The organism is Nonomuraea roseola, from assembly GCF_039535395.1.
In the GTDB taxonomy this organism is placed as follows: Bacteria; Actinomycetota; Actinomycetes; order Streptosporangiales; family Streptosporangiaceae; genus Nonomuraea; species Nonomuraea roseola.
In genome coordinates, this window is sequence record NZ_BAAAXC010000015.1 from 570,785 (window position 1) to 590,033 (window position 19,249).

The 19,249-nt window shown below is 73.2% G+C and carries 10 protein-coding genes; 4 read left to right on the top strand and 6 right to left on the bottom strand.

Features of this window, described 5'->3' with window-relative positions; translation table 11 throughout:
• The first annotated feature begins 4 nt into the window (after nucleotides 1-4).
• Nucleotides 5-643, top strand: coding sequence for an alpha/beta hydrolase family protein (locus tag ABFX55_RS25830; protein ID WP_346125095.1), 639 nt, complete (start codon nucleotides 5-7; stop codon nucleotides 641-643).
• 43 nt (nucleotides 644-686) lie between these two features.
• Here the strand turns inward: ABFX55_RS25830 and ABFX55_RS25835 are convergent, their stop codons facing one another.
• From ABFX55_RS25835 to ABFX55_RS25850, 4 genes are all read right to left on the bottom strand, one after another.
• The gene (locus ABFX55_RS25835) at nucleotides 687-1,052 is read right to left on the bottom strand and encodes a WD40 repeat domain-containing protein (protein ID WP_346125097.1); all 366 of its coding nucleotides are present in this window, start codon (nucleotides 1,050-1,052) and stop codon (nucleotides 687-689) included.
• Between the two features lie 69 nt (nucleotides 1,053-1,121).
• Nucleotides 1,122-1,916: an ABC transporter permease gene (locus ABFX55_RS25840; protein WP_346125098.1), complete on the bottom strand. Its 795-nt coding sequence runs from the start codon at nucleotides 1,914-1,916 to the stop codon at nucleotides 1,122-1,124.
• Complete coding sequence (locus ABFX55_RS25845) at nucleotides 1,913-2,782, bottom strand: ABC transporter ATP-binding protein (RefSeq protein WP_346125100.1); 870 nt, start codon at nucleotides 2,780-2,782, stop codon at nucleotides 1,913-1,915. The genes ABFX55_RS25840 and ABFX55_RS25845 overlap by 4 nt, the downstream gene beginning before the upstream one ends.
• Nucleotides 2,779-3,120, bottom strand: coding sequence for a hypothetical protein (locus ABFX55_RS25850; RefSeq protein ID WP_346125102.1), 342 nt, complete (start codon nucleotides 3,118-3,120; stop codon nucleotides 2,779-2,781). Before ABFX55_RS25850 ends, ABFX55_RS25845 begins: the two co-directional genes overlap by 4 nt.
• Before the next feature lie 55 nt (nucleotides 3,121-3,175).
• On the opposite strand from ABFX55_RS25850, the gene ABFX55_RS25855 reads away from it, so the two are divergent.
• The 3 genes from ABFX55_RS25855 to ABFX55_RS25865 all read left to right on the top strand — a co-directional run bounded on the left by ABFX55_RS25855 (nucleotide 3,176) and on the right by ABFX55_RS25865 (nucleotide 5,625).
• Nucleotides 3,176-3,559, top strand: coding sequence for a GntR family transcriptional regulator (locus tag ABFX55_RS25855; protein ID WP_346125103.1), 384 nt, complete (start codon nucleotides 3,176-3,178; stop codon nucleotides 3,557-3,559).
• A 5-nt stretch (nucleotides 3,560-3,564) separates the two neighbouring features.
• Entirely contained in the window at nucleotides 3,565-4,644 is a 1,080-nt protein-coding gene (locus ABFX55_RS25860; protein ID WP_346131249.1) for a DUF1648 domain-containing protein, read from the top strand.
• 96 nt (nucleotides 4,645-4,740) lie between these two features.
• Nucleotides 4,741-5,625, top strand: a complete 885-nt coding sequence (locus ABFX55_RS25865) for a haloalkane dehalogenase (protein WP_346125105.1) — start codon at nucleotides 4,741-4,743, stop codon at nucleotides 5,623-5,625.
• A gap of 62 nt (nucleotides 5,626-5,687) precedes the next feature.
• Here ABFX55_RS25865 and ABFX55_RS25870 read toward each other — a convergent pair whose 3' ends face one another.
• Nucleotides 5,688-14,150 carry a non-ribosomal peptide synthetase/MFS transporter gene (locus ABFX55_RS25870; RefSeq protein ID WP_346125107.1) on the bottom strand — a complete coding sequence of 2,821 codons (8,463 nt, stop codon included), beginning with the start codon at nucleotides 14,148-14,150 and terminating at the stop codon, nucleotides 5,688-5,690.
• On the bottom strand, nucleotides 14,147-19,075 hold the full coding sequence (locus ABFX55_RS25875) for an amino acid adenylation domain-containing protein (RefSeq protein WP_346125109.1): 4,929 nt from the start codon (nucleotides 19,073-19,075) through the stop codon (nucleotides 14,147-14,149). Before ABFX55_RS25875 ends, ABFX55_RS25870 begins: the two co-directional genes overlap by 4 nt.
• Nucleotides 19,076-19,249: the final 174 nt, after the last annotated feature.

Consider the following 19,249-nt stretch of genomic DNA (forward strand, 5'->3'; position numbering starts at 1 on the left):
GTACGTGGTCGTCGGCATCGACCACGTGCACGAGTCGTACGGCACAACTCTGCCCGGAGACCGGCTGGCCGGCTGCGCGGCCTGCGAGGAGCAGCAGGCCGACGCCTGGGCCTTCGGCGCCAAGGCGGTCAAGGGACGGCAGGCGGACGTGTCGTTCGTGCTCGACCGGCTGCTCGGGCGGCACCCGGTGTGGAAGGGCGCCAGGCTCATCGACCGCTCGCGCATCGGCATGGCCGGGCACTCGCTGGGCGGCTCGAGCGCGTCGTGGACGCTGCTGAAGGACTCGCGTGTGCGGGCCGGAGTCAACATGGACGGCACCTTCTTCGTGCCCATCGCTGACAAGAATCTGGCCAGGCCGTTCATGCTGATGGGCGCGGGCGAGGTGCACGAGCCGGGCGGCAAGGACTTCACCTGGGGCCGCGACTGGGCGCGCATGACGGATTGGAAGCGCTGGATCACGGTGGAGGGCGGCGACCATGCCTCCTTCACGGACTACCCGCTGCTGACCAAGCAGTCGGCCAGGGAGCTGGAGATCACCCGAGCCTACGTGGTCGCCTTCATGGACCGGCACCTGCGCGGGCGCGAGCAGCGGCTGCTGGACGGGCCCTCAGCGACCTTCCCCGAGGCCAGGTTCTGGAAGTGAGGCCCGCGCCGCCTGGCCGGGCCGCTCCGCCGGTGAGCGGGCCTCAGCACACGGGCCGGAAGTCCTCCCGCGAGGCGTAGCGGTCCCATTCGGCGCGGGTGAGCGAACGGCCGGCGACAGCGCAGACGGCGGCCACGAGTTCGTCGGGCCGCCTCATGTTCCACAGCCTGACGATCGAGTCGGTACCGGCGGTGGCCAGGCTCTCGCCGTCCGGGCTGAAGGCCACGCCCAGCACCGTTCCGGTGTGGCCGACCAGTGGCGCGCCGAGCTGACGGCGGGTGCCGACGTCCCACAGCCGGATCGTCTGGTCGGCGCTGGCGAACGTCCTGCCGTCCGGGCTGAACGCCACCGCGATGGCGGCTTCCGTGTGACCGGTGAGCGGCGCGCCGAGCGGGCCGTCGGGGCCCACGTTCCACAGGCGATGCGGGCGTGGCCTGGCGCGATGGTCAGGCCGAGCCCGCCGGACGGGCGCCGAGCCTCAGGTGATGTCTCTGCGCAGCGGTGCCAGGACCGCGATGGCGGCCGCGACCAGCGCGTAGCCGACCAGCACCGCGCCACCGGCCGGCGCGGACAGGAGCGGGACGGCCGGCTCGCCCGTCTGGCCGGCGACGGCGTCGGCCAGGTAGGTGAACCCCGTCAACGCGGCCGTGGCTCCGCCGGGCAGGAGGGGATACAGAGCCTTCACCCCTGGGATCATCGTCAACGCGGTCTCGACCGCGTAGAGATACCCGCCGACGACCGCCATCGCCGCGACCTGATTGCGCAGGAGCGCGCCGATCGCCACGCCCAGGAGGGTGTAGACGGCCATGGTCAGCGCCACCCGGCCCAGCAGCGACAGCACGACACCCACCGGCAGACCGAGCGTGACGCCGTCGATCGCGGCCGCGGAGAAGAGGGCCGCTGCCGCCACAGCCGCGGCCAGGAATCCGTAGACGAGGCCGGCCGCCGTGTAGGCCAGCAGTTTGGCGGTGAGCCAGGTCCAGCGCCTGGGCGCGAAGAGGCTCGTGGTGGTGACCGTCCCGTGCCGGTATTCCGAGGCCACGGCGGCGGTGCCGAACAGGGCGGGAAGGCAGGCGAGGAAGCCGAGCAGGCCCAGCAGCACCCGAGTGCCCGCAGCGGTTTCCAGTGGAGGCAGCGGAGGGTCGAAGTTCTCCGGGCCCACCAGAGCCAGCAGCCCGATGAGGGCGCCGCTGGCGAGCGCGGCGACCCCACCCCACAGCCAGATTCTGCTGCTGGTCAGGCGGATCCACTCGGCGGAGATGAGTGTGGTCACGGGGTGCCTCCTGTCAGGTGGAGAAATGCCTGCTCCAGGGTGGGCCGCTCGGAGGTGATCTCGTGCAGCGGGATGCCGTTCGCGGCGGCCACCGAGGCGATCTCGGCGGCGCTCAGGTCGTGGACCCGCAGAACCTCGGAGCTCAGGATCTCCATCGGCGCCGCGAGCATCGTGCGCAGCCGGTCCGCCTGCGGCGAGCGGACCAGGACCGAGGCGGAGCCGTACAGCTCGCTGAGAGGGCCCGCGGTGACCAGGCGCCCTTCGCGGATGACCACGACCTGGTCGGCCGTCTGCTCGATCTCGCCGAGCACGTGGCTGGAGACCAGGATCGTGCGGCCCTGCGCGGCCAGGTCGCGCAGGAACCGGCGAAGCCAGGCGATGCCCTCCGGGTCCAGCCCGTTGCTCGGCTCGTCGAGCAACAACACCCGCGGGTCGCCGAGCAGGGCGGTGGCCAGGTTGAGCCGCTGCCGCATGCCGGTGGACAGGCCACGGGTCCGCCGGTGGGCGAAAGCGGAGACCCCGGTCAGCTCGGCCACGCGGGCGACGCGGTCGCTGCCGTACCGGCCCATGCGAGCGTACAGACGCAGGTGGTCGCGGGCGGTGTGCGCGGGGTGGAAGCCGGAGCTGTCGAGTACGGCGCCGACGACGGAGGTGGGGTCCTGCAGTTCGCGGTACGGCCTGCCGTCGATGGTGACGCTGCCCGAGCCTGGCGCCACCAGGCCCAGCATCATCCGCATGGTGGTGGTCTTGCCTGCTCCGTTGGGGCCGAGGAAGCCTGTCACGGTGCCGGGTCCGACGTCGAAGGTGAGGTCGGTGACGGCGGCCACCGGGCCGAAGGTCTTGGTCAGACCGCGCACCTCGATCATCGGCGCACCTCAGCCAAGGCCGGCGCGGGAGCGCTGAGGATCAGTTCGTCGTATCCCGACGAACGGTCGGCGAGGACGATCCGCACGCCAGGCTCGCCCCGCCTGGCGGCGACCAGGCGCTTGACGCCCCGCAGGGAGGTCCAGGCGCCGACCTTGGCGACGCCGCTCATGCGCAGTCCGGCATGCAGGCCGGTGGCGGCGCGGAGCGGGTGGTCGAGGTGCTCGATCTCGCGGATGGACGCCAGCGGCACGGTCATGGAGCTCCTGCGGGTGAACAGCCGGGCCCACGGGTCGAACAGCACGGTCAGGGCTTGGTCACGAATCTCGATCTTGATCACGTTGATCTCCTAGATCTATCTGTTCTATTAGTTATACATCAGATAAGATGGCCTGGTGAATCTGAGTCTCGATCTGGACAGCGAGGTCCCGATCTACCAGCAGATCCGTGACCGGATCGTGGAGGCCATCGCCTGCGGCGAGGCGCGGGAAGGCGATCCGCTCCCCTCCACGCGGCAGCTGGCGGCCGACTTCGGCATCAACTTCCACACCGTGAACAAGGCCTACGACCTGCTGCGGCATCAGGGTGTGATCCGGATCAACCGCAAGAGCGGCGCGGTCATCCGGCGAGACGCCGCCTCCGGCCCACCGGAGGCCGGCTTTACCGACGACTGGGAGGAACGCATGCGCGTACTGCTGGCCGAAGCCACCGTCCACGGCCTCGACCGTGACGAGGTGCTTCGCCGCTGCGAGACACTGCTGGAGGGATTTCGCTCGTGATCGCCATGAACCTGGCCACCGTCGCGCTGATCACCATCGTGATGGCCGCGCTTCCGGCGCTGTCCCGTCCGACGCTGCCGTTCGGGGTGCGGGTCCCGGCGGAGCGGGCCTCCGATCCGGTGATCATCGCCGAGCGGCGGGTCTACGCCCGCCTGGTCGTGGCAGCGGGCGTGGTCGCCGCGGCCCTCTCCTTCGAGGTGCTCGCCGTCGCCGTTCTGGTGCCCGTCGACCTGCTGCTGTTCTACCGCGCCCATCGCAGGGTCGCGCGTGCGAAGCAGGACGGGCGGTGGCAGGCCGGATACCGTCAGGGCGTCACCGTGGACACCAGCTTCCGCACCGATCCGGTCCGCGTCCCATGGCGCTGGGCCCTGCCGGCACTGGCTGTCCTGCTGTCCACCGCCGCCCTCGGCTGGTCACGGTACGGCGGGCTGCCGGCCACCCTCCCGGCGTTCGGCGGCTACGGCGTCGACCCCTCGCGCCGCGTGGCCACCACGATGCCGAGCGCCTTCCAGCCCGTGATCCTTCAGGCCGCGATCACCGTGCTGACCCTCGCGCTCATGCTGGTGATCCTGCGCGCACGCCCCGACCTTGACGCGGCCAGACCTCGGGGCTCGGCCCGCCGATACCGGACCTACCTGCGCGGCATCGCCGTACTGTCGCTGCTGGCCGCCGCCTGCCTGAACGTGGGCCTGCTGATCTCGGCCCTGCAGCTCTGGGGTGTCGCCGAGCCGTCCGGCGGCTGGCGGGTGGCCACGTACCTGCCGCTGGCCGCGCTGGTGGTCGGGGCCCTGGCCTGGGAGCGCCGGGTGGGGTCGGCGGGGCACCGCCTGCCCGCCCTGCCCGGCGAGGAGCGGGAGGATTCCGGGGTCGTGCAGCGCGATGACGACCGGCACTGGTTCCTGGCAGGCACGGTGTACGTCAACCGCCGCGACCCTGCCCTGCTCGTCCACGCCCGCATCGGTCACACCTGGACGCTCAACCTCGGGCACCCGGTGGCCTGGGTCATCGTGGCCCTCCTGGTCGCGCTGATCCTGCTCGCCCTGACCGGCGTCGTCGATCTGCCCATGAGGGAGAGCGCCTTCTAGCCGCCTCTGGAGGCATGACCCGCTTGCGTTAGTCACACTAACGATATACATTCGTTCGTGTCATAAACGTTTTTCGCACTAACAGATTGTCGGATCATGCCCTCCATTGATGTCCTGGACTCCTCCATCCACTACGAAGACAGCGGAAGCGGCGCCCCGATCGTCTTCCTCCACGGCAACCCCTCCTCCTCCCACGCCTGGCGCAAGATCCTGCCCGCGATCGGCGCACCGGCCCGGTTGCTGGCGCCCGACCTGATCGGCATGGGCCGCTCCGGCAAGCCCGACATCGCCTACACCTTCGCCGACCACGCCCGCTACCTCGACGCCTGGTTCGACGCCCTCGACCTGCGGGACGTCGTCCTCGTGGGCCACGACTGGGGCGGCGCCCTGGCCTTCGACCTGGCCGCCCGCCACCCCGGACGGGTGCGGGGCATCGCCTTCTTCGAAACCATCGTCCGCCCCATGTCCTGGAACGACCTGGGTGAAGCCCCCCGCTCCCGTGCTGAGACGATGCGCTCGCCGAAGGGCGAAGAGCTGGTCCTCGACCAGAACTTCTTCATCGAGACCGCCTACACCGGCGGCGTCCTCACCCCGCTGACCCCGGACGAGATGGCCCCCTACCTCGACCCCTACCCCACCCGCGACAGCCGCCGTCCCATCCTGCAGTGGGCCCGCTCGCTGCCGCTCGACGGCGACCCCGCCGACGTGGCCGAACGCGTGGCGGCCTACGACACCTGGCTGGCCGCCAGCCCCGACGTCCCCAAGCTGCTGCTCACCTTCGACTCCTCCCCGACCCTGCTCATCACCCAGGAAACGGCGGCCTGGTGCAAGGACAACATCGCCGGCCTGAGGGTCGAACACATCGGCCCGTCCGGCCACCACGCCACGGAGGACCAGCCCGAGGCGATCGCGGCAGCGATCACCGCCTGGATCATCGAGAGCACAGCGGTTGACCCTCGTGCCGCCGGTTCCGCCGGCTGAAAGAAGAACAGGGGTGTCGCCGCTCGGCTCGGAAGGAGCCGGGGCGACACCCCTGTTCCCTGTCACCGCACCAGCGCCTGCCGATCGGCCTCTTCCTGGAGTTCGTCCAGGTCGGTGCTGATCACCGCCGACGGCAGGACGTCCGGCAGCTCGTCCTCGATGAGGCGCAGCCTCCTGATCCGCAACCCGGCGACGCCCCACAGCGTCAGCAGCACGCCGGACACGCCCAAGAGCACACCGATCGACGGGCCCGTCGCGACTCCTGTCAGCGACTCCGACCACGAGGTGAGCGGTGCCGCTGTGAGGTAGCCGATCGGGGTCATCGTGGTGGCCAGCATCTGGTTGGTGGACAGCACTCTGCCCTGCAGCTCGATCCTGACCTTGAGCTGGATGATCGACAGCCAGTGAGCGTTGATCACACTGCTCGCGCCCCACCGCAGCGCCAGCCCGACGGCGATCAGCGGGATCGCCGCCACTGCGCCGGCCAGCCCGACCAGCACGGTCGCCAGGCCGGCGAGAGCCACGAACCCGACCATCCCGTCGGCCAGGCGCCGGGTGCCGCCCCAGATCATCATGACGACGCTGCCGAGCACCGCGCCGAGCCCGCCCACGGCCGTCACCACGCCGAGGTCGGTGGCGTCCCCGAGCGACAGCACCATCGGCGAGACCACGGCGAGCGTCAGGGCGGTGAAGTAGTTGACGACCATGAAGTATCCGGCCATCACCATCAGCGGGGGCCGCCGCGTGAAGAAGCGCCAGCCACCGGCCACCGAGGCGCGGAACGACTCCTCCCTGCGCCGGAACCCCCTGTCGGGAATCCGTACGGCGAGCAGCGAGAAGAACGCGATCGCGAACGTCACCACGTCGGCGCCGACCACGATCGGCAGCCCGGCCAGCGCGACGAGCGCGCCGCCCGCCAGCGGGGCGACCAGGTTGCCGAGGCCCAGGCCCGCCTGGGCCAGCGCGTTCGCCTGCGGCAGGTACGGCTTGGGCACCAGCTGGGCGATCGCCGCCAGGTAGGCCGGCCGATGGAAGGCCGTCACCACCGACGTGAGCGTCACGATCGCGCAGACGGCGACGAAGTCCAGCCGGTCCAGCCACAGCAGCAGCGCCACGGCGGCCATGCCGAGCCCGTTCAGCGCGTCGCAGACCAGCATGATCCGCCGTCGGTCGTACCGGTCGGCGACCGCGCCGCCCACCGGCCCCGCCAGCACGGACGGCAACAGCGCCAGCATCGTGACCAGCGCGAAGTCGAAGACCGCGCCGCTGCGCTGGAAGGTCCACACGCCGAGGCCGAACGAGCTGAGGGAGCTGCCGACCATCGACACGAGCTGGCCGAACGCCACGGTGTAGAAACCGCGCAGGGCACGAGGTTCGGGCGCGGCCGGCGCGGCGGCGGCCGCCGAGGGGGCGGCGCCCCGCTCCCCTTCCGGTAGCGCCCAGCGCCGTAGCGCCGCGGCCAGGTGGTCGGCGAGCTGGTCGGCCTGGTGCCGCAGGAAGTAGTGCCCGGCGTTCGGGATCACGGCGAGCTCCACCTGGTCGGCGAACGCCGTCCACTCGCGGTAGCGCTCCTCGTACAGCTCCGTGGCACGGTCGGCGCCGCCGATGACGACCAGCACCGGCGCGCGCAGCCTGCCTCGCGCGGGGTCGGCGAGCCTGCGGGTGAACCATGACTGCGCCTGGCGGGCGTCGTGCCTGAGCGCGTTGACGGCGGTCTCGACCGCCGCGCCCTCCAGGTCCTCTGGCAGGCCGCCCATCGCCCGCAGGACGTCACGGTAGGCGCGGTCGGACAGCCAGCGGTCGGCGGGCAGGTGCCGGTTGAACCACGCCGACAGCTTTCCCGGCAGCCGCGCCGTGGGGAAGCTGCCGCCCAGGAAGACGCCGGTGACCTGTACACCTGCCTCCTCCAGGCCCAGGGCCAGTGCGGTGGCGAGCGCGGTGCCGACGCAGTGGCCGTACACGGAGATGGGCCCGCTCTCCCGCGCGGCGAGCTCGGCCACGCATCGCTCGACCACCTCCTCGAGGGGCCGCGGTTCCTCGTCGGGCCTGGCGGGATCGTGGCCGGGCAGCTCGAGCGCGAGCAGCTCCACCCCGTCGGGCAGCGCCTCGGCGAGCGGCCGGTAGACGGCCGCCGAGCCGCCGCCGTACGGCACGCAGACCACGGTGGCGGTCGCCTTCGCGCCCGCCTTCGGCCCGCCGAGCCGGTGCAGCAGCCCGCCCTGGCCGCCGGAACGGCCGTCGAGGTGGGCGCCGAGCTCGCGCACGGTCGGGTTGGTGAACAGGTCGATGACCCGCAGTCCCTCGTCGATCTCGTGCACGGCCTTGACCGCGATGAAGGAGTCACCGCCGAGCGCGAAGAAGTCGTCGGTCGCCCCGACGGACCCCACGCCGAGCAGCCGCGCCCAGATCTCCGCGATCCGCCGCTCGGTGTCCGTCGCGGGCGCCACCTGCTCGCCCGCGCTCACCGCGCCCAGCTCGGCGACCAGCCGGGTGCGGTCCACCTTGCCGTTGGCGTTCAGCGGGAAGGCGTCCACCAGCGTGATCACCGACGGCACCATGTAGTCGGGGAGGGCGTCCCGCAGCGCCGCGCGGACCTCGTCCACGGTCGGCGCCGCGCTCGACGGGGTGGCCGGGACCAGCCAGGCCGCCAGTCGCCGTCCCGTGCCCTCACCCACAGGGAGGACCACCGCCTCCGCGACGCCGGGCAGCGCCCGGCAGGTGGCGGCGACCTCGCCCGGCTCGACCCGGTATCCCCGGATCTTCACCTGGTCGTCGATCCGGCCGAGGAATTCGACGAATCCCTCGGAGGTGACCCTGGCCCGGTCGCCCGAACGGTACCAGCGACCGTCGTCCCTGGTCACGTAGCGCGGGTCCGCCGGATGCCCCAGATAGCCCCGCGCCACCTGCGGGCCGCCGATCCACAGCTCGCCCGCCACGCCGTACGGCAGGGCCCGCCCTGCCTGGTCGGCCACGAAGCAGCGCGCCCGCGGCAGCGGAAGGCCCAGCGGGACGTTGGCGGTCGCGCGCGGCGCCGCCTTGGCCGAGCAGCCGAGGACGGCGACGGTGGTCTCGGTCGGGCCGTAGTGGACCTGCACCTCCAGGTCGGGCCGCACCTCCGCGATCCGGTCCACCAGCGTCCACGGGACGGCCTCGCCCGCCAGGACGAGCACGCGGCGCGGCAGCACCGCCGACAGGTCTCCGTGAGAGGCCAGCAGCTCCAGGTGGCTGGGCACGCACTTGAGGAAGTCGACGGCGTGCCCTGTCATGTGCGCGGCGAAGGCCGGCGGGTCGGTCGCCGTGTCCCTGTCGAGCAGGTGGAGCGCCGCTCCCGTGGTCAGCGCGCCGAAGACGTTGAGTACGCCCAGGTCAGCGGCGGCCGTGGAGGCCAGCGCCCACGATCCGAACGGCCCCGCGGGCTCGAGACGGGACAGGATCCCGTCGAGGTAGGCGGTGATGTTGCGGTGCTCGACCGCCACGCCCTTCGGCGTGCCTGTCGAGCCGGATGTGAAGATGACATAGGCGAGGTCCTCCGGCTCGACCGCCACGGCCTCCCCCTGCGAAGGGGCCGCCTCAGGTGACCAGGGCAGAAGGGCGGTGACGTCCTCGGGCACCCTGGCGGCCAGTTCGGGCGCGCAGACCGCGACGCGCGCCCCCGCGGTGGCCAGCACCGCCGCGATCCGGTCGGTGGGCGCCGCGTCGTCGATCGGGACGTAGCCCGCTCCCGCCTTCAGCACGCCCAGCATGGCAACGGGAAGGTCCTTGGTCCGCTCCATCAGGACGGCGACCCGGTCCCCTCGCTCGACTCCCGCCTGGCGCAGCCGGTGGGCGAGCAGGTTGGCTCGCTCCTCCAGCTCCGCGTAGGTGAGCGTGCCGTCCGAGGCGACGACGGCGGGCGCCGACGGGGTGCGGACCGCGTGGGCGGAGATCCGCCCATGCAGCGTCGGCCCGCCGGCGGGCGCGCCCTCAGGCCCGGTCAGGAGCGCGTCCTTGCCGGGATCGAGGTCCAGGTCGCCGAGCCGGCGGTCGGGATCGGCGGTGAGCTGGTCGAGGACCGCCACGAAGAACCCGGCGACGCGACGCGCCGTCGCCTCGTCGAACAGCTCGGGGCGGTAGGCGAGAGCGCCCCACAGGCCGGTGCGGGTGTCCTGCACGGTCCAGCTCAGGTCGAACTTCGCCGTGACGGGCTTCATCTCCACGGCGTGGGCCTCGAGACCGGGGAAGCCGGTGATCGGGCCCGGCGCGTCGTAGACGTTGAGCAGGACCTGGGGAGAGGCCGACCCCATCGGCTCGCCCGCGTGCGCGAAGGCGTCCAGCGCCTCCGCGCGGGCCCGCTCGACCAGGTCCCTTCCCGTGAGGTCGTCCTCCACCTCGGTCCTGATGACCAGGGTCTGGAGAAAACAGCCGATGAGGCGCTCGGCCTCGGGGTGACGGCGGCCTGACTCCGGCACGCCCACGGCGATGTCGGAGCCGCCCGACACCCGCGCGAGCATGGCCTGCAACGCGGCCAGCAGGACCATGAACACCGTCGCGCCTGTCGCGGCGGCGAGCGCCCGCACCCGCGTGGCCAGCTCGTCCGGCAGGTCCAGGTCGAGCAGGCCCACTCCGGACCCGGGTGTCGCCGGCCTCACCCGGTCGGCGGGAAGCGCGATCTCGGCCGGCATCCCGTCCAGCTTCGCCGCCCACCAGCCGGGATCCGCCGCCGCGGCGGCCAGCCGCTGCCATTCCGCGACGTCCGCGAACTGCCGGTCGAGCGGCGTGGGCGCGGGCCCCGCCCCCGTCCGTGCCGCGTACAGGCAGGCGAGGTCCTCCAGGAGGACGCCGCGGGACCAGGCGTCGCTGGCCAGGTGGTGGAGCACGAGCGCGAGCACGTGCTCGCGCGGGCCGGTGGAGAGGATCGCCGCGCGCAGCGGATAGTCCCGCGCCAGCAGGAACGGCCTGGTCGCCAGCTCGGCGATCCGATCGTCCAGCGCCTCGCGACCGCCCTCCAGCTCCGTGACCACGTCCACGACGATCCCGGACGAAGGTCCTGCCACCGTGTACGGCTCCGCGTCGCGGACCACGACCGTCGAGCGCAGCACCTCGTGCCGCTCGGCCAGATCCACGACGGCCAGCCGCAGCGCCTCCACATCGAGCTCGCCGTCGAGCCGGATCACCATCGGCACGTTGTAGGCCGCGCTGTCCGGATCCACCTCCCCCGCCAGCCACATCTGGCGCTGGACGGGGGACAGCGGCACCGGGCCCGTGCCCGCCCGACGGGGAATCGCGACGGTCGCGGGAGCGCTCGCGTCGCCTGGCAGCGCGTCCAGCTCGGCGGCCAGCCCGGAGAGCACGGGATGCTCGAAGAGCAGCCGCAGCGGGACGGTGGCCCCGAGCCCGACGGCGAGCCGCCCGGCCACGCGCACGGCGGTGAAGGAGTCACCGCCCAGCGCGAAGAAATCGCTGTTCACCCCGATCGTGTCGGCTTCGAGCAGCTCCGCCCAGATCTCCGCGATCAGCCGCTCGGTGTCCGTCGCAGGCGCGGGCCCCTCACCATCGGAGGCGACGCCGCCTGACGGGTCGGCGGCGAGCAGGCCGAGCAGCCTGGCCCTGTCCACCTTGCCGTTGGCGTTCAGCGGCAGCGCGTCCACCAGTGTGATCGTCGAAGGCACCATGTAGTCGGGCAGCGTGCGCCGCAGGGCCGCGCGGACGCCGTCCACGGTGAGGGTGACGGGGGCCTCGTCGGCGCCGTTCCCCGCCGCTTGCCCTTGAGCCCTGGCGACCAGCCACGCGGCCAGCCGCCGGGCCGTGCCCTCGCCCACCGGGAGGACCACCGCCTCGGCGACACCCGCCAGCTCCCTGCAGGCGGCGGCCACCTCACCCGGCTCGACCCGGTATCCCCTGATCTTGACCTGGTCGTCGACGCGGCCGAGGAACTCCACGAACCCGTCGCGGGTGATCCGGACGCGGTCTCCCGAACGGTAGTGGCGACCGTCGGCACGCTCCACGTACCGCGCGTCGTCGGGTGCGCCCAGATATCCCCTGGCGACCTGCGGGCCGCCGATCCACAGCTCGCCCGCCACGCCGTGCGGCAGAGGACGTCCCGCGGGGTCGGCGACGAAACAGCGCACCCCGGGGAAGGGCGTGCCGAGCGGCACGCCGGGTCCCGTCCTCGGGGTCGATCGGGCCACGCATCCGAGCACCGAGACCGTGGTCTCCGTCGGACCGTAGTGGATCTGGACCTCCAGGTCGGGACGGACGTCCGCGATCCTGTCGACCAGGGTCCAGGGCGTGGCCTCGCCCGCGAGCACGAGCAGGCGACGGGGCAGCACCGCCGAGAGATCGCCGTGCGACGCCAGGAGCTCGAGCTGGCTGGGCACGCACTTCACCGCGTCCACCTCGTGCCGGCGCAGCCAGTCGGCGTACGCCACGGGGTCGACCGCCGTCTCCCTGCCGAGCAGGTGCAGCGCCGCGCCGGTGGTCAGCGCGCCGAAGACGTTCAGCAGGCCGAGGTCGGCGGCGATCGTCGACACCAGCGCGTACGAGCGGGGCGCCGCCGCGTCCGCTCCGACCCTGGTGAGCACCGCGTCGAGGTACGCGGTCACCTGGCGATGCTCGACCGCCACGCCCTTCGGCGTACCCGTCGAACCGGAGGTGAAGATCACGTAGGCGAGATCCCCTGGCTCGACCGTCACCGCCTCCGCCGGCGGGGCGGCGGCATCCGGCGACCAGGGCAGAAGGGCGGTGACGTCCTCCGGCACCCTGGCGGCCAGTTCCGGCGCGCAGATCGCGACGCGGACCCCGCCACCGGCCATGACGGCGGCGATCCTGTCGGCGGGCGCGGCGTCGTCGATCGGGACGTAGGCGGCCCCCGCCTTCAGCACGCCCAAAAGGGCCACGGGCAGGTCCAGGGTCCGCTCCATGAGCAGGGCGACCCTGTCCCCCCGGTCGACTCCTGCCTCGCGCAGGCGGTGGGCGAGCAGGTTGGCGCGCTCCTCCAGCTCCGCGTAGGTGAGCGTGCCGTCCGCCGCCACGACGGCCGTGGCCGAGGGGGTCAGAGCCGCCTGGGCGCTGATCCGCCCGTGCAGGATCGGCTCGCCGAGGACAGGCGGCTCGGGCTCGGTGAGGACGGGGTCGGCGCCTGGCTCCAGGGCCAGCTCGCCGACCGGGCGGTCGGGCTCGGCCACGAGCTGGGCGAGCAGGGTGCCGAACCAGCCGGCCAGGCGTGCCGCCGTGTCGGGCTCGTACAGATCGGCCCGGTAGGTCAGCTCGCCGTGCAGAGCGGTGCCGTCGTCGCGGAAGGCCCAGGTCTGGTCGAACTTCGCGGCGAACGGCGGCACCTCGACCGTCTCGGCAGTCAGCCCGGGGAAACCGGTGACCTCCGCGGGGCCGTCGTAGACGTTGAGCAGCACGTCGAACAGCGGCGCCGCCGTACCGGAGCGGTGCGGGCGGACCCGCTCCACCACGCGGTCGAACGGCACGTCGGCGTGGCCGAAGACGTCCAGGGCCAGGGCGCGAGCCCGCTCCACCAGCTCCCTGCCGGTGCGCCCGCCGTCGACAGAGCCGCGCATGACCAGGGTCTCGACCAGGCAGCCGACCATGGACTCGGTGTCCTGGTGCGTCCGGCCCGACTCCGGCACGCCCACGGCCACGTCGCCGCCGTCGCCGCCCGACACGCGCGCCAGCGTCGCCTGGAGCGCGGCCAGCAGCACCATGAACACGGTCGCGCCGCTCTCGGCGGCCAGCGCGCGCACGCGGGCGACGGTCTCGGGGGCGAGGGCGACGTCCACCGCGGCGCCGCGCCACCCCGGTGCCGCGGCGGACGCAGGACGGTCAGGCGGCAGGCCTGGCGCGGGTTCCAGCCCGGCCAGCCGCTCCTCCCACCAGTCGAGCGCCTGGTCGGTCCGCGCGGACGTGGCGCGGGCGTTCGCCCACGCGGCCACGTCGGAGTAGCGCAGGGACGGCGGAGCGGGCTCAGGCCCGATCCCGAGACGGAAGCGGTACAGCGCCGCGAGGTCGTCGAGGAGCAGCGGCTGCGCCCACGCGTCGATCGCGATGTGGTGGATGAGCAGGACCAGCACGTGATCGTCAGGGCCGGCCGCGAGGACGGCCGCGCGCAGCGGATACTCCTGCGCCAGCCGGAACGGCCGCAGCGCCAGCTCGGCGATCCGGTCCTCCAGCGCCTCGGGGGCGACCTCCTCCACCGTGACGGCGATCGGCTCCGCTCCGCCCGTGACCGCGTACGGCTCGCCGTCGCGGACCTCCACGGTCGAACGGAGCACCTCGTGCCGCTGCGCCACGTCGACCACGGCCTGCCGCAGCGCGGCCAGGTCCAGTTCGCCGCGCAGGCGCAGCACGAGCGGCACGTTGTAGGCGGGGCTCTCGCCGTCCACCTCGGAGGCGAGCCACATCCGCCGCTGCACGGGAGACAGACGCCAGGGGCCGTCGTCCGCACGGCGCGGGATGGCCTCGGGCGCCGTCTTGCGCGCCTGTTCGATGCGCCGGCTGAGCAGTTCGCGCAGCCGGTCGTCGCCGGATACGACGGTCATGAGTGATTCTCCTGCCCGGCCATCTCGGCGATGGCCAGTCGTTCCGCCTCGGCGGCGTAGTCGGCGAGTACGGGATGGTCGAACAGCAGGCGCACCGGCAGGTCGCAGGCGAGCGCCTCGCGCAGCCGGACCGTCAGCCGGGTGGCCAGCAGCGAGGTGCCGCCGAGCGCGAAGAAGTCGTCACGCGCGCCGACCAGCGGGACCCGCAGCACCTCCTGCCAGAGCTCGGCCGTGAACTCCTGCATGGGGCCTTCCGGCGGGGTGTGCGGCGCGCTCGCCGGCTCGACGCTCTCCAGGGCCCGCCGGTCGAGCTTGCCGCTCACCGTTCGAGGGAGCGCGTCGTGCGCGGCCCAGCGGCGCGGCACCATGTAGCCGGGCAGCCGCTCCCCCGCGTGGTCCTCCAGCTCGGAGGTCCGCTCCTCGCCCCGCCAGACGACGTGCCCGATCAGGTGGGCGTCGGGACCTGTCGTGGCGACGACCGCGACATCGGCGACGGCGGGGTGGGCGCGCAGCACTCCGTCGATCTCGCCGAGCTCGACGCGGTAGCCGCGCACCTTCACCTGGCCGTCCCTGCGGCCGACGAAGTCGAGCACCAGCCCGCCCATGCCGTCAGGGACCCAGCGCACGATGTCGCCGGAGCGGTAGCGGCGCGCAGGAGCCGCGACGGCGCCGGTCTCGTGGCCGGGGCCCGCGCCCTCGGGGTCGAGGCTCGCGGCCTCAGGGCCGGAGTTCACGGCCTCGGGGTCGGGGACGAACGCGGCCGCGGACAGGTCGGGTCGCCCGCGGTATCCCCGTGCCACGCCGTGGCCGCCCAGCCACAGCTCACCGGGCACGCCGGGCGGGAGCAGCCGGCCGAGCGGATCGACGACGTAGAAGCGCTCGCCGGGGATCGGGTGGCCGATGGGGACGGTGTCCCCGACCGGCCCGGTCACCGGATGGACGCTGGAGGCCACGGTCGCCTCGGCCGGGCCGTAGGCGTTCCAGAGCGTCGCGACCCGCGTCTGGAGCTCGCGCGCCAGCGCGGGATCGAGCGGCTCGCCGCCGACCATGAGCCGCATCCCCTGGCGGCCCCGCCAGCCCGCCTCCACCATGAGCCGCATCCGGCTCGGCGTGGTGAGCGCCAGCGTGACGCCCGCGCTGTCGCAGAGCTCGACGAGGGCGTGGCCGTCGAAGGCCGTCGCGGTGTCGGCCATGACCACGCGCGCCCCCGCCGTCAGCGTGGCCCACAGGTCGAACGCGGAGACGTCGAACACCATCGGGGAGACGGCGAGCACGGCGTCGTCCCTGACCAGCCCCGGATCGGCCTGGATGGAGGCGACGAACGCGGCCAGCCCGCGATGACCGATCTCGATGCCCTTGGGGCGCCCTGTCGAGCCCGACGTGAAGATCACGTAGGCGAGTCCCTCGGGGTCGGCCTCCGGGATCTCGCCCCGCGGCACCGCCATCAGCGCCGCGGCGTCCAGGACCGTCACGCCGCCGATCGGCGCGACCGCTACGTGCGCCTGCTCGCCGAGCGCGAGCACCCGCCGTACACCGCCGTCCTCGGCGATCGCCGCCAGCCGCCCGGCCGGCAGGTCGGGGTCCATCGGCACGTAGGCGCCGCCCGCCCTGAGCACGCCGAGCAGGACGGCAGGCAGGTGATGGTCGCGGGGCAGGCTCACCCCGACCGGCTCGTCGGCTGTGACGCCCTCGGCGAGCAGTCCCGTGGCGACCCTGGCGGAGAGCTCCTCCAGCTCGCCGTAGGTCAGCCGGCTCCCTGCCGCCTCGACCGCGATCCGGTTGCCGTCGTGGGCGAGGATCGCGTCGACGATCGTGGCGGGCGGCTGGATCTCGGCTCCTGTCCCCGCCGTGAGGAGCGCCTTGCGCTCCTCCTCCGAGACCAGCCCCAGCGCCGAGACCGGGGCGCTTGGGTCGTCCAGGCCGCGTTCGAGCGTGCGGATCAGCGCGTCGGCGACCCGTTCGGCGTCCGCCGCGGCGAAACGAGAGGTGGCGTACTCGACCAGCAGCTCGGGCCCGTCGGCCCCGGAGTTCACCAGGACCGACAGATCAGCCATCGCGCCGCCGCAGTCCAGCTCGCCGACCAGCTCGATCCTGACCTTGCCGCCTTCGCCTGCCTCGTGACCGGCTTGCCGTCCTGGTTCCCTCTCGACCTCCAGGACCGCGGGCACGTCCTCGGGCTGCACCGACAGCACGACGGGCGTGGGCGCCGCCCCCAGCGGGCGGGGCAGCACGCCGGCGACCGCCGACCCGGCCAGCTCCTGGTGGGCGAGAGCGCCGGTGATCGCCGCGCCGGCCGCGGCCACCAGCTCCCCGAACGCAGGATCGTCGCCGAAGCGCAGCGGGATCGGGAGCACGCCGAGCAGCGGCCCCATGACCCTGTCGAGGCCGGGCCTGTCACGCTCGGCCGCGGCCAGCCCGATCATCGTCTCGGCGCGCGCGGACAGGCCGCCCGTGACGGTGGCGAGCGCGGCGAGGTGAACCGCCGCGGGGGTGACGCCATGGCGGGCGGCGAGCCGCCTGATCCCCGTTTCGAGCGCGGGGTCGATCGGCCGCCTGAGCCTGCGTCCTTCGTGCGTCGCAGGCCGCTCCGCGCCCAGGAGGTCGTCGGGCACGGCGGCGCCGGCCAGCGCCTCCCGCCAGTGGGCGCCCTCGCGCTCCAGCGCCGCCGCCCTGCGCTGCTCCTCGTCCAGCGCGACGTCGCCGAGCTGGAGGGCGGGATCGGGCACCGGCAGCCCGGCGAGCCCGGCCGCGAGCTCGTCGATCAGGATCCGTGACGACCAGCCGTCGGAGGCGATGTGGTCGGTGACGACGACCAGGTCGGCCGCCGCCGTACCCGTCCAGGCGAGAACGGCCCGCAGCAGCGGCGCGTCCGCGGTGAGGTCGAACGGCGTCGCCGCGCGGCCGGCGAGGCGCAGGATCTCGCTCTCGCGCGCTCCCGGCTCCAGGTCCCGAAGGTCGTGCTCGTCCACGCGCACCGGCACGGCGGCGCGCACGCGGACCACCGGCTCCCCTTCGTGCTGCTCGATCACGCCGCGCAGCGACTCGTGGCGGCGGACGATGTCGTCGAGGGCGGACCTGAAACGGTCGGCGCTCACGACGCCGCGCACACGCAGCCGCAGGGCGATCGTCGTGGCGCGCGTCCCAGGCTCGATCTGCCGCAGGGCCCAGAGCTGCCTTTGCATGTCGGTGATCGGGTAGCCGTCGCGACCGGCGTGCCGGACCAGCGGCGCGCGTCCAGAGGATCCGGAGCGTACCCGCAGGGCCAGGGCCGCCACCGTGGGCTCGGTGAGGAACTCGTGCAGCGGAACCTCGGTGCCGAGGGCGGCGGCCGCCATCGCCACGACGCGGGCCGCCGCGAGGGAGTGCCCGCCGAGATCGGGGAAGCGATCCTCCACGCCGACCTGCGCGCTGTCGATACGCAGCACCTCCGCCACGATCGCGGCCAGCCGGCGTTCGACGTCGTCGCGAGGCGCCACCGTGGCCTCGCGCGCGGCGGCCCGAACAGCGCTGAGGGCCTGGCGGTCGATCTTGCCGTTCGGGCTCAGCGGGAGGCGGTCGAGCAGGGCCAGCCGGTCGGGCACCATGTACCCGGGCAGCCGCTCGCGCAGGAAGTCCAGCAGCGCGCGCTCGTCCACGTCGCCGGCCTGGGCGTAGGCGGCCAGCCGCCGCGTGCCGTCCGCGTCGGGCAGGGCCAGGACGGCCGCGGCCGTCACGCGGGGGTGGGAGGCGAGAACGCGCTCGATCTCGCCCAGCTCCACCCGGTGGCCGCGGATCTTGACCTGGTCGTCGGCCCGCCCCGCGAAGTGGTAGACCTCGCCGTCGAATCTGACCAGGTCACCGGTCCTGTAGGTCCGCCCGGCCCCTGGGCGTTCGACGAACCGGTCCTCTGCGGGCCTGTTCAGGTAGCCGCGCGCCACCACGGGGCCGCTCACCCACAGCTCGCCGATCTCTCCTTCGGCGACCTCGGCGCCGTCGCCGTCCCTGACGCTCAGCATGGCGCCCGCGATGGGCAGCCCGATCGGCGGGACGCCGCTCGCCCCACGCGGGATCTCGTGCGCGAGGCACTGGATCGTGCACTCGGTCGGCCCGTACAGGTTGAAGACCCGCTCCACCTGCGGGTTGCGGTAGATCTCGGCGATCAGTTCGGCCGAAGCGGCCTCCGCGCCCGAGTGCACCAGGCGCGTACGGCGGGGCAGCGGACCTGAACGCACCAGCGCGGCCAGCACGGAGGGCGGGCCGCCGAGTGTCGTGACCTCGTCGCGCGCGGGCAGGTGCGGCAGCGCGAGCAGGTTGTCGGCCAGGATGACCGTGCCGCCCGTCAGCAACGGCGCGAAGATCTCCATCACCGAGGGGTCGAAGCAGATCGACGCGGCGGCCAGCATGCCGCTCAGCGCTTCGGGCCGCCACGTCTCGATGATCCAGTTCAGCTGGTTCAGCACGCTGCGGTGTTCGACGGCCACGCCCTTGGGCCTGCCGGTCGAGCCCGAGGTGTAGATGACGTAGGCCAGGTCGTCGGGGGTCACCGCCATATCCGGGTCGGTCTCGGGGGCCGCCGCGTCGTCCGTCCCCGCGAGGATCGGGCGCGCCTCCAGCACGCGGTCGAGTCCGGGAAGCGTGATCACTGTCTTCAGGCCGCTGTCGGCGGCGAGGAGCTTGATCCGGTCCGGAGGGTAGGCGGGGTCCAGCGGCACGTAGGCCGCTCCCGCCTTCAGAACGCCGAGCAATGACGGGATCAGGTGTTCGCCCCGATCCAGGAGCACCCCGACGGGCTCCTCAGGCGCCACGCCGCCGCGTAACAGAGTGTGCGCGATCCGGTTCGCGCGCCGTTCCATCTCCTGGTAGGAGATCCGCAGTTCACCGGCCACATAGGCGGTCGCGTCGGGTGTGCGCGTCGCCTGGGCCGTCACCGCCGCATGAATGGTCACGGCCGCTGACACTAGACAGCAATGATCATCTGACGGACGGCGTGTCACACATTCGCGGCCAAAACGGTATAAAACCGCTTGTTTTCCAATATTGCGGACAGGTCATGGCTCTCCCGCCGCAGTCGGCGAGCCCGGAAGGCCGGACTTCGAACGGCGCCCGGTAAGGCGCCCGGT

Coding starts and splice junctions, on each gene's coding strand:
- ABFX55_RS25845 (WP_346125100.1), bottom strand. CDS start 2,782: ATGATCGAGGTGCGCGGTCTGACCAAGACCTTCGGCCCGGTGGCCGCC.
- ABFX55_RS25870 (WP_346125107.1), bottom strand. CDS start 14,150: ATGACCGTCGTATCCGGCGACGACCGGCTGCGCGAACTGCTCAGCCGG.
- ABFX55_RS25860 (WP_346131249.1), top strand. CDS start 3,565: ATGAACCTGGCCACCGTCGCGCTGATCACCATCGTGATGGCCGCGCTT.
- ABFX55_RS25865 (WP_346125105.1), top strand. CDS start 4,741: ATGCCCTCCATTGATGTCCTGGACTCCTCCATCCACTACGAAGACAGC.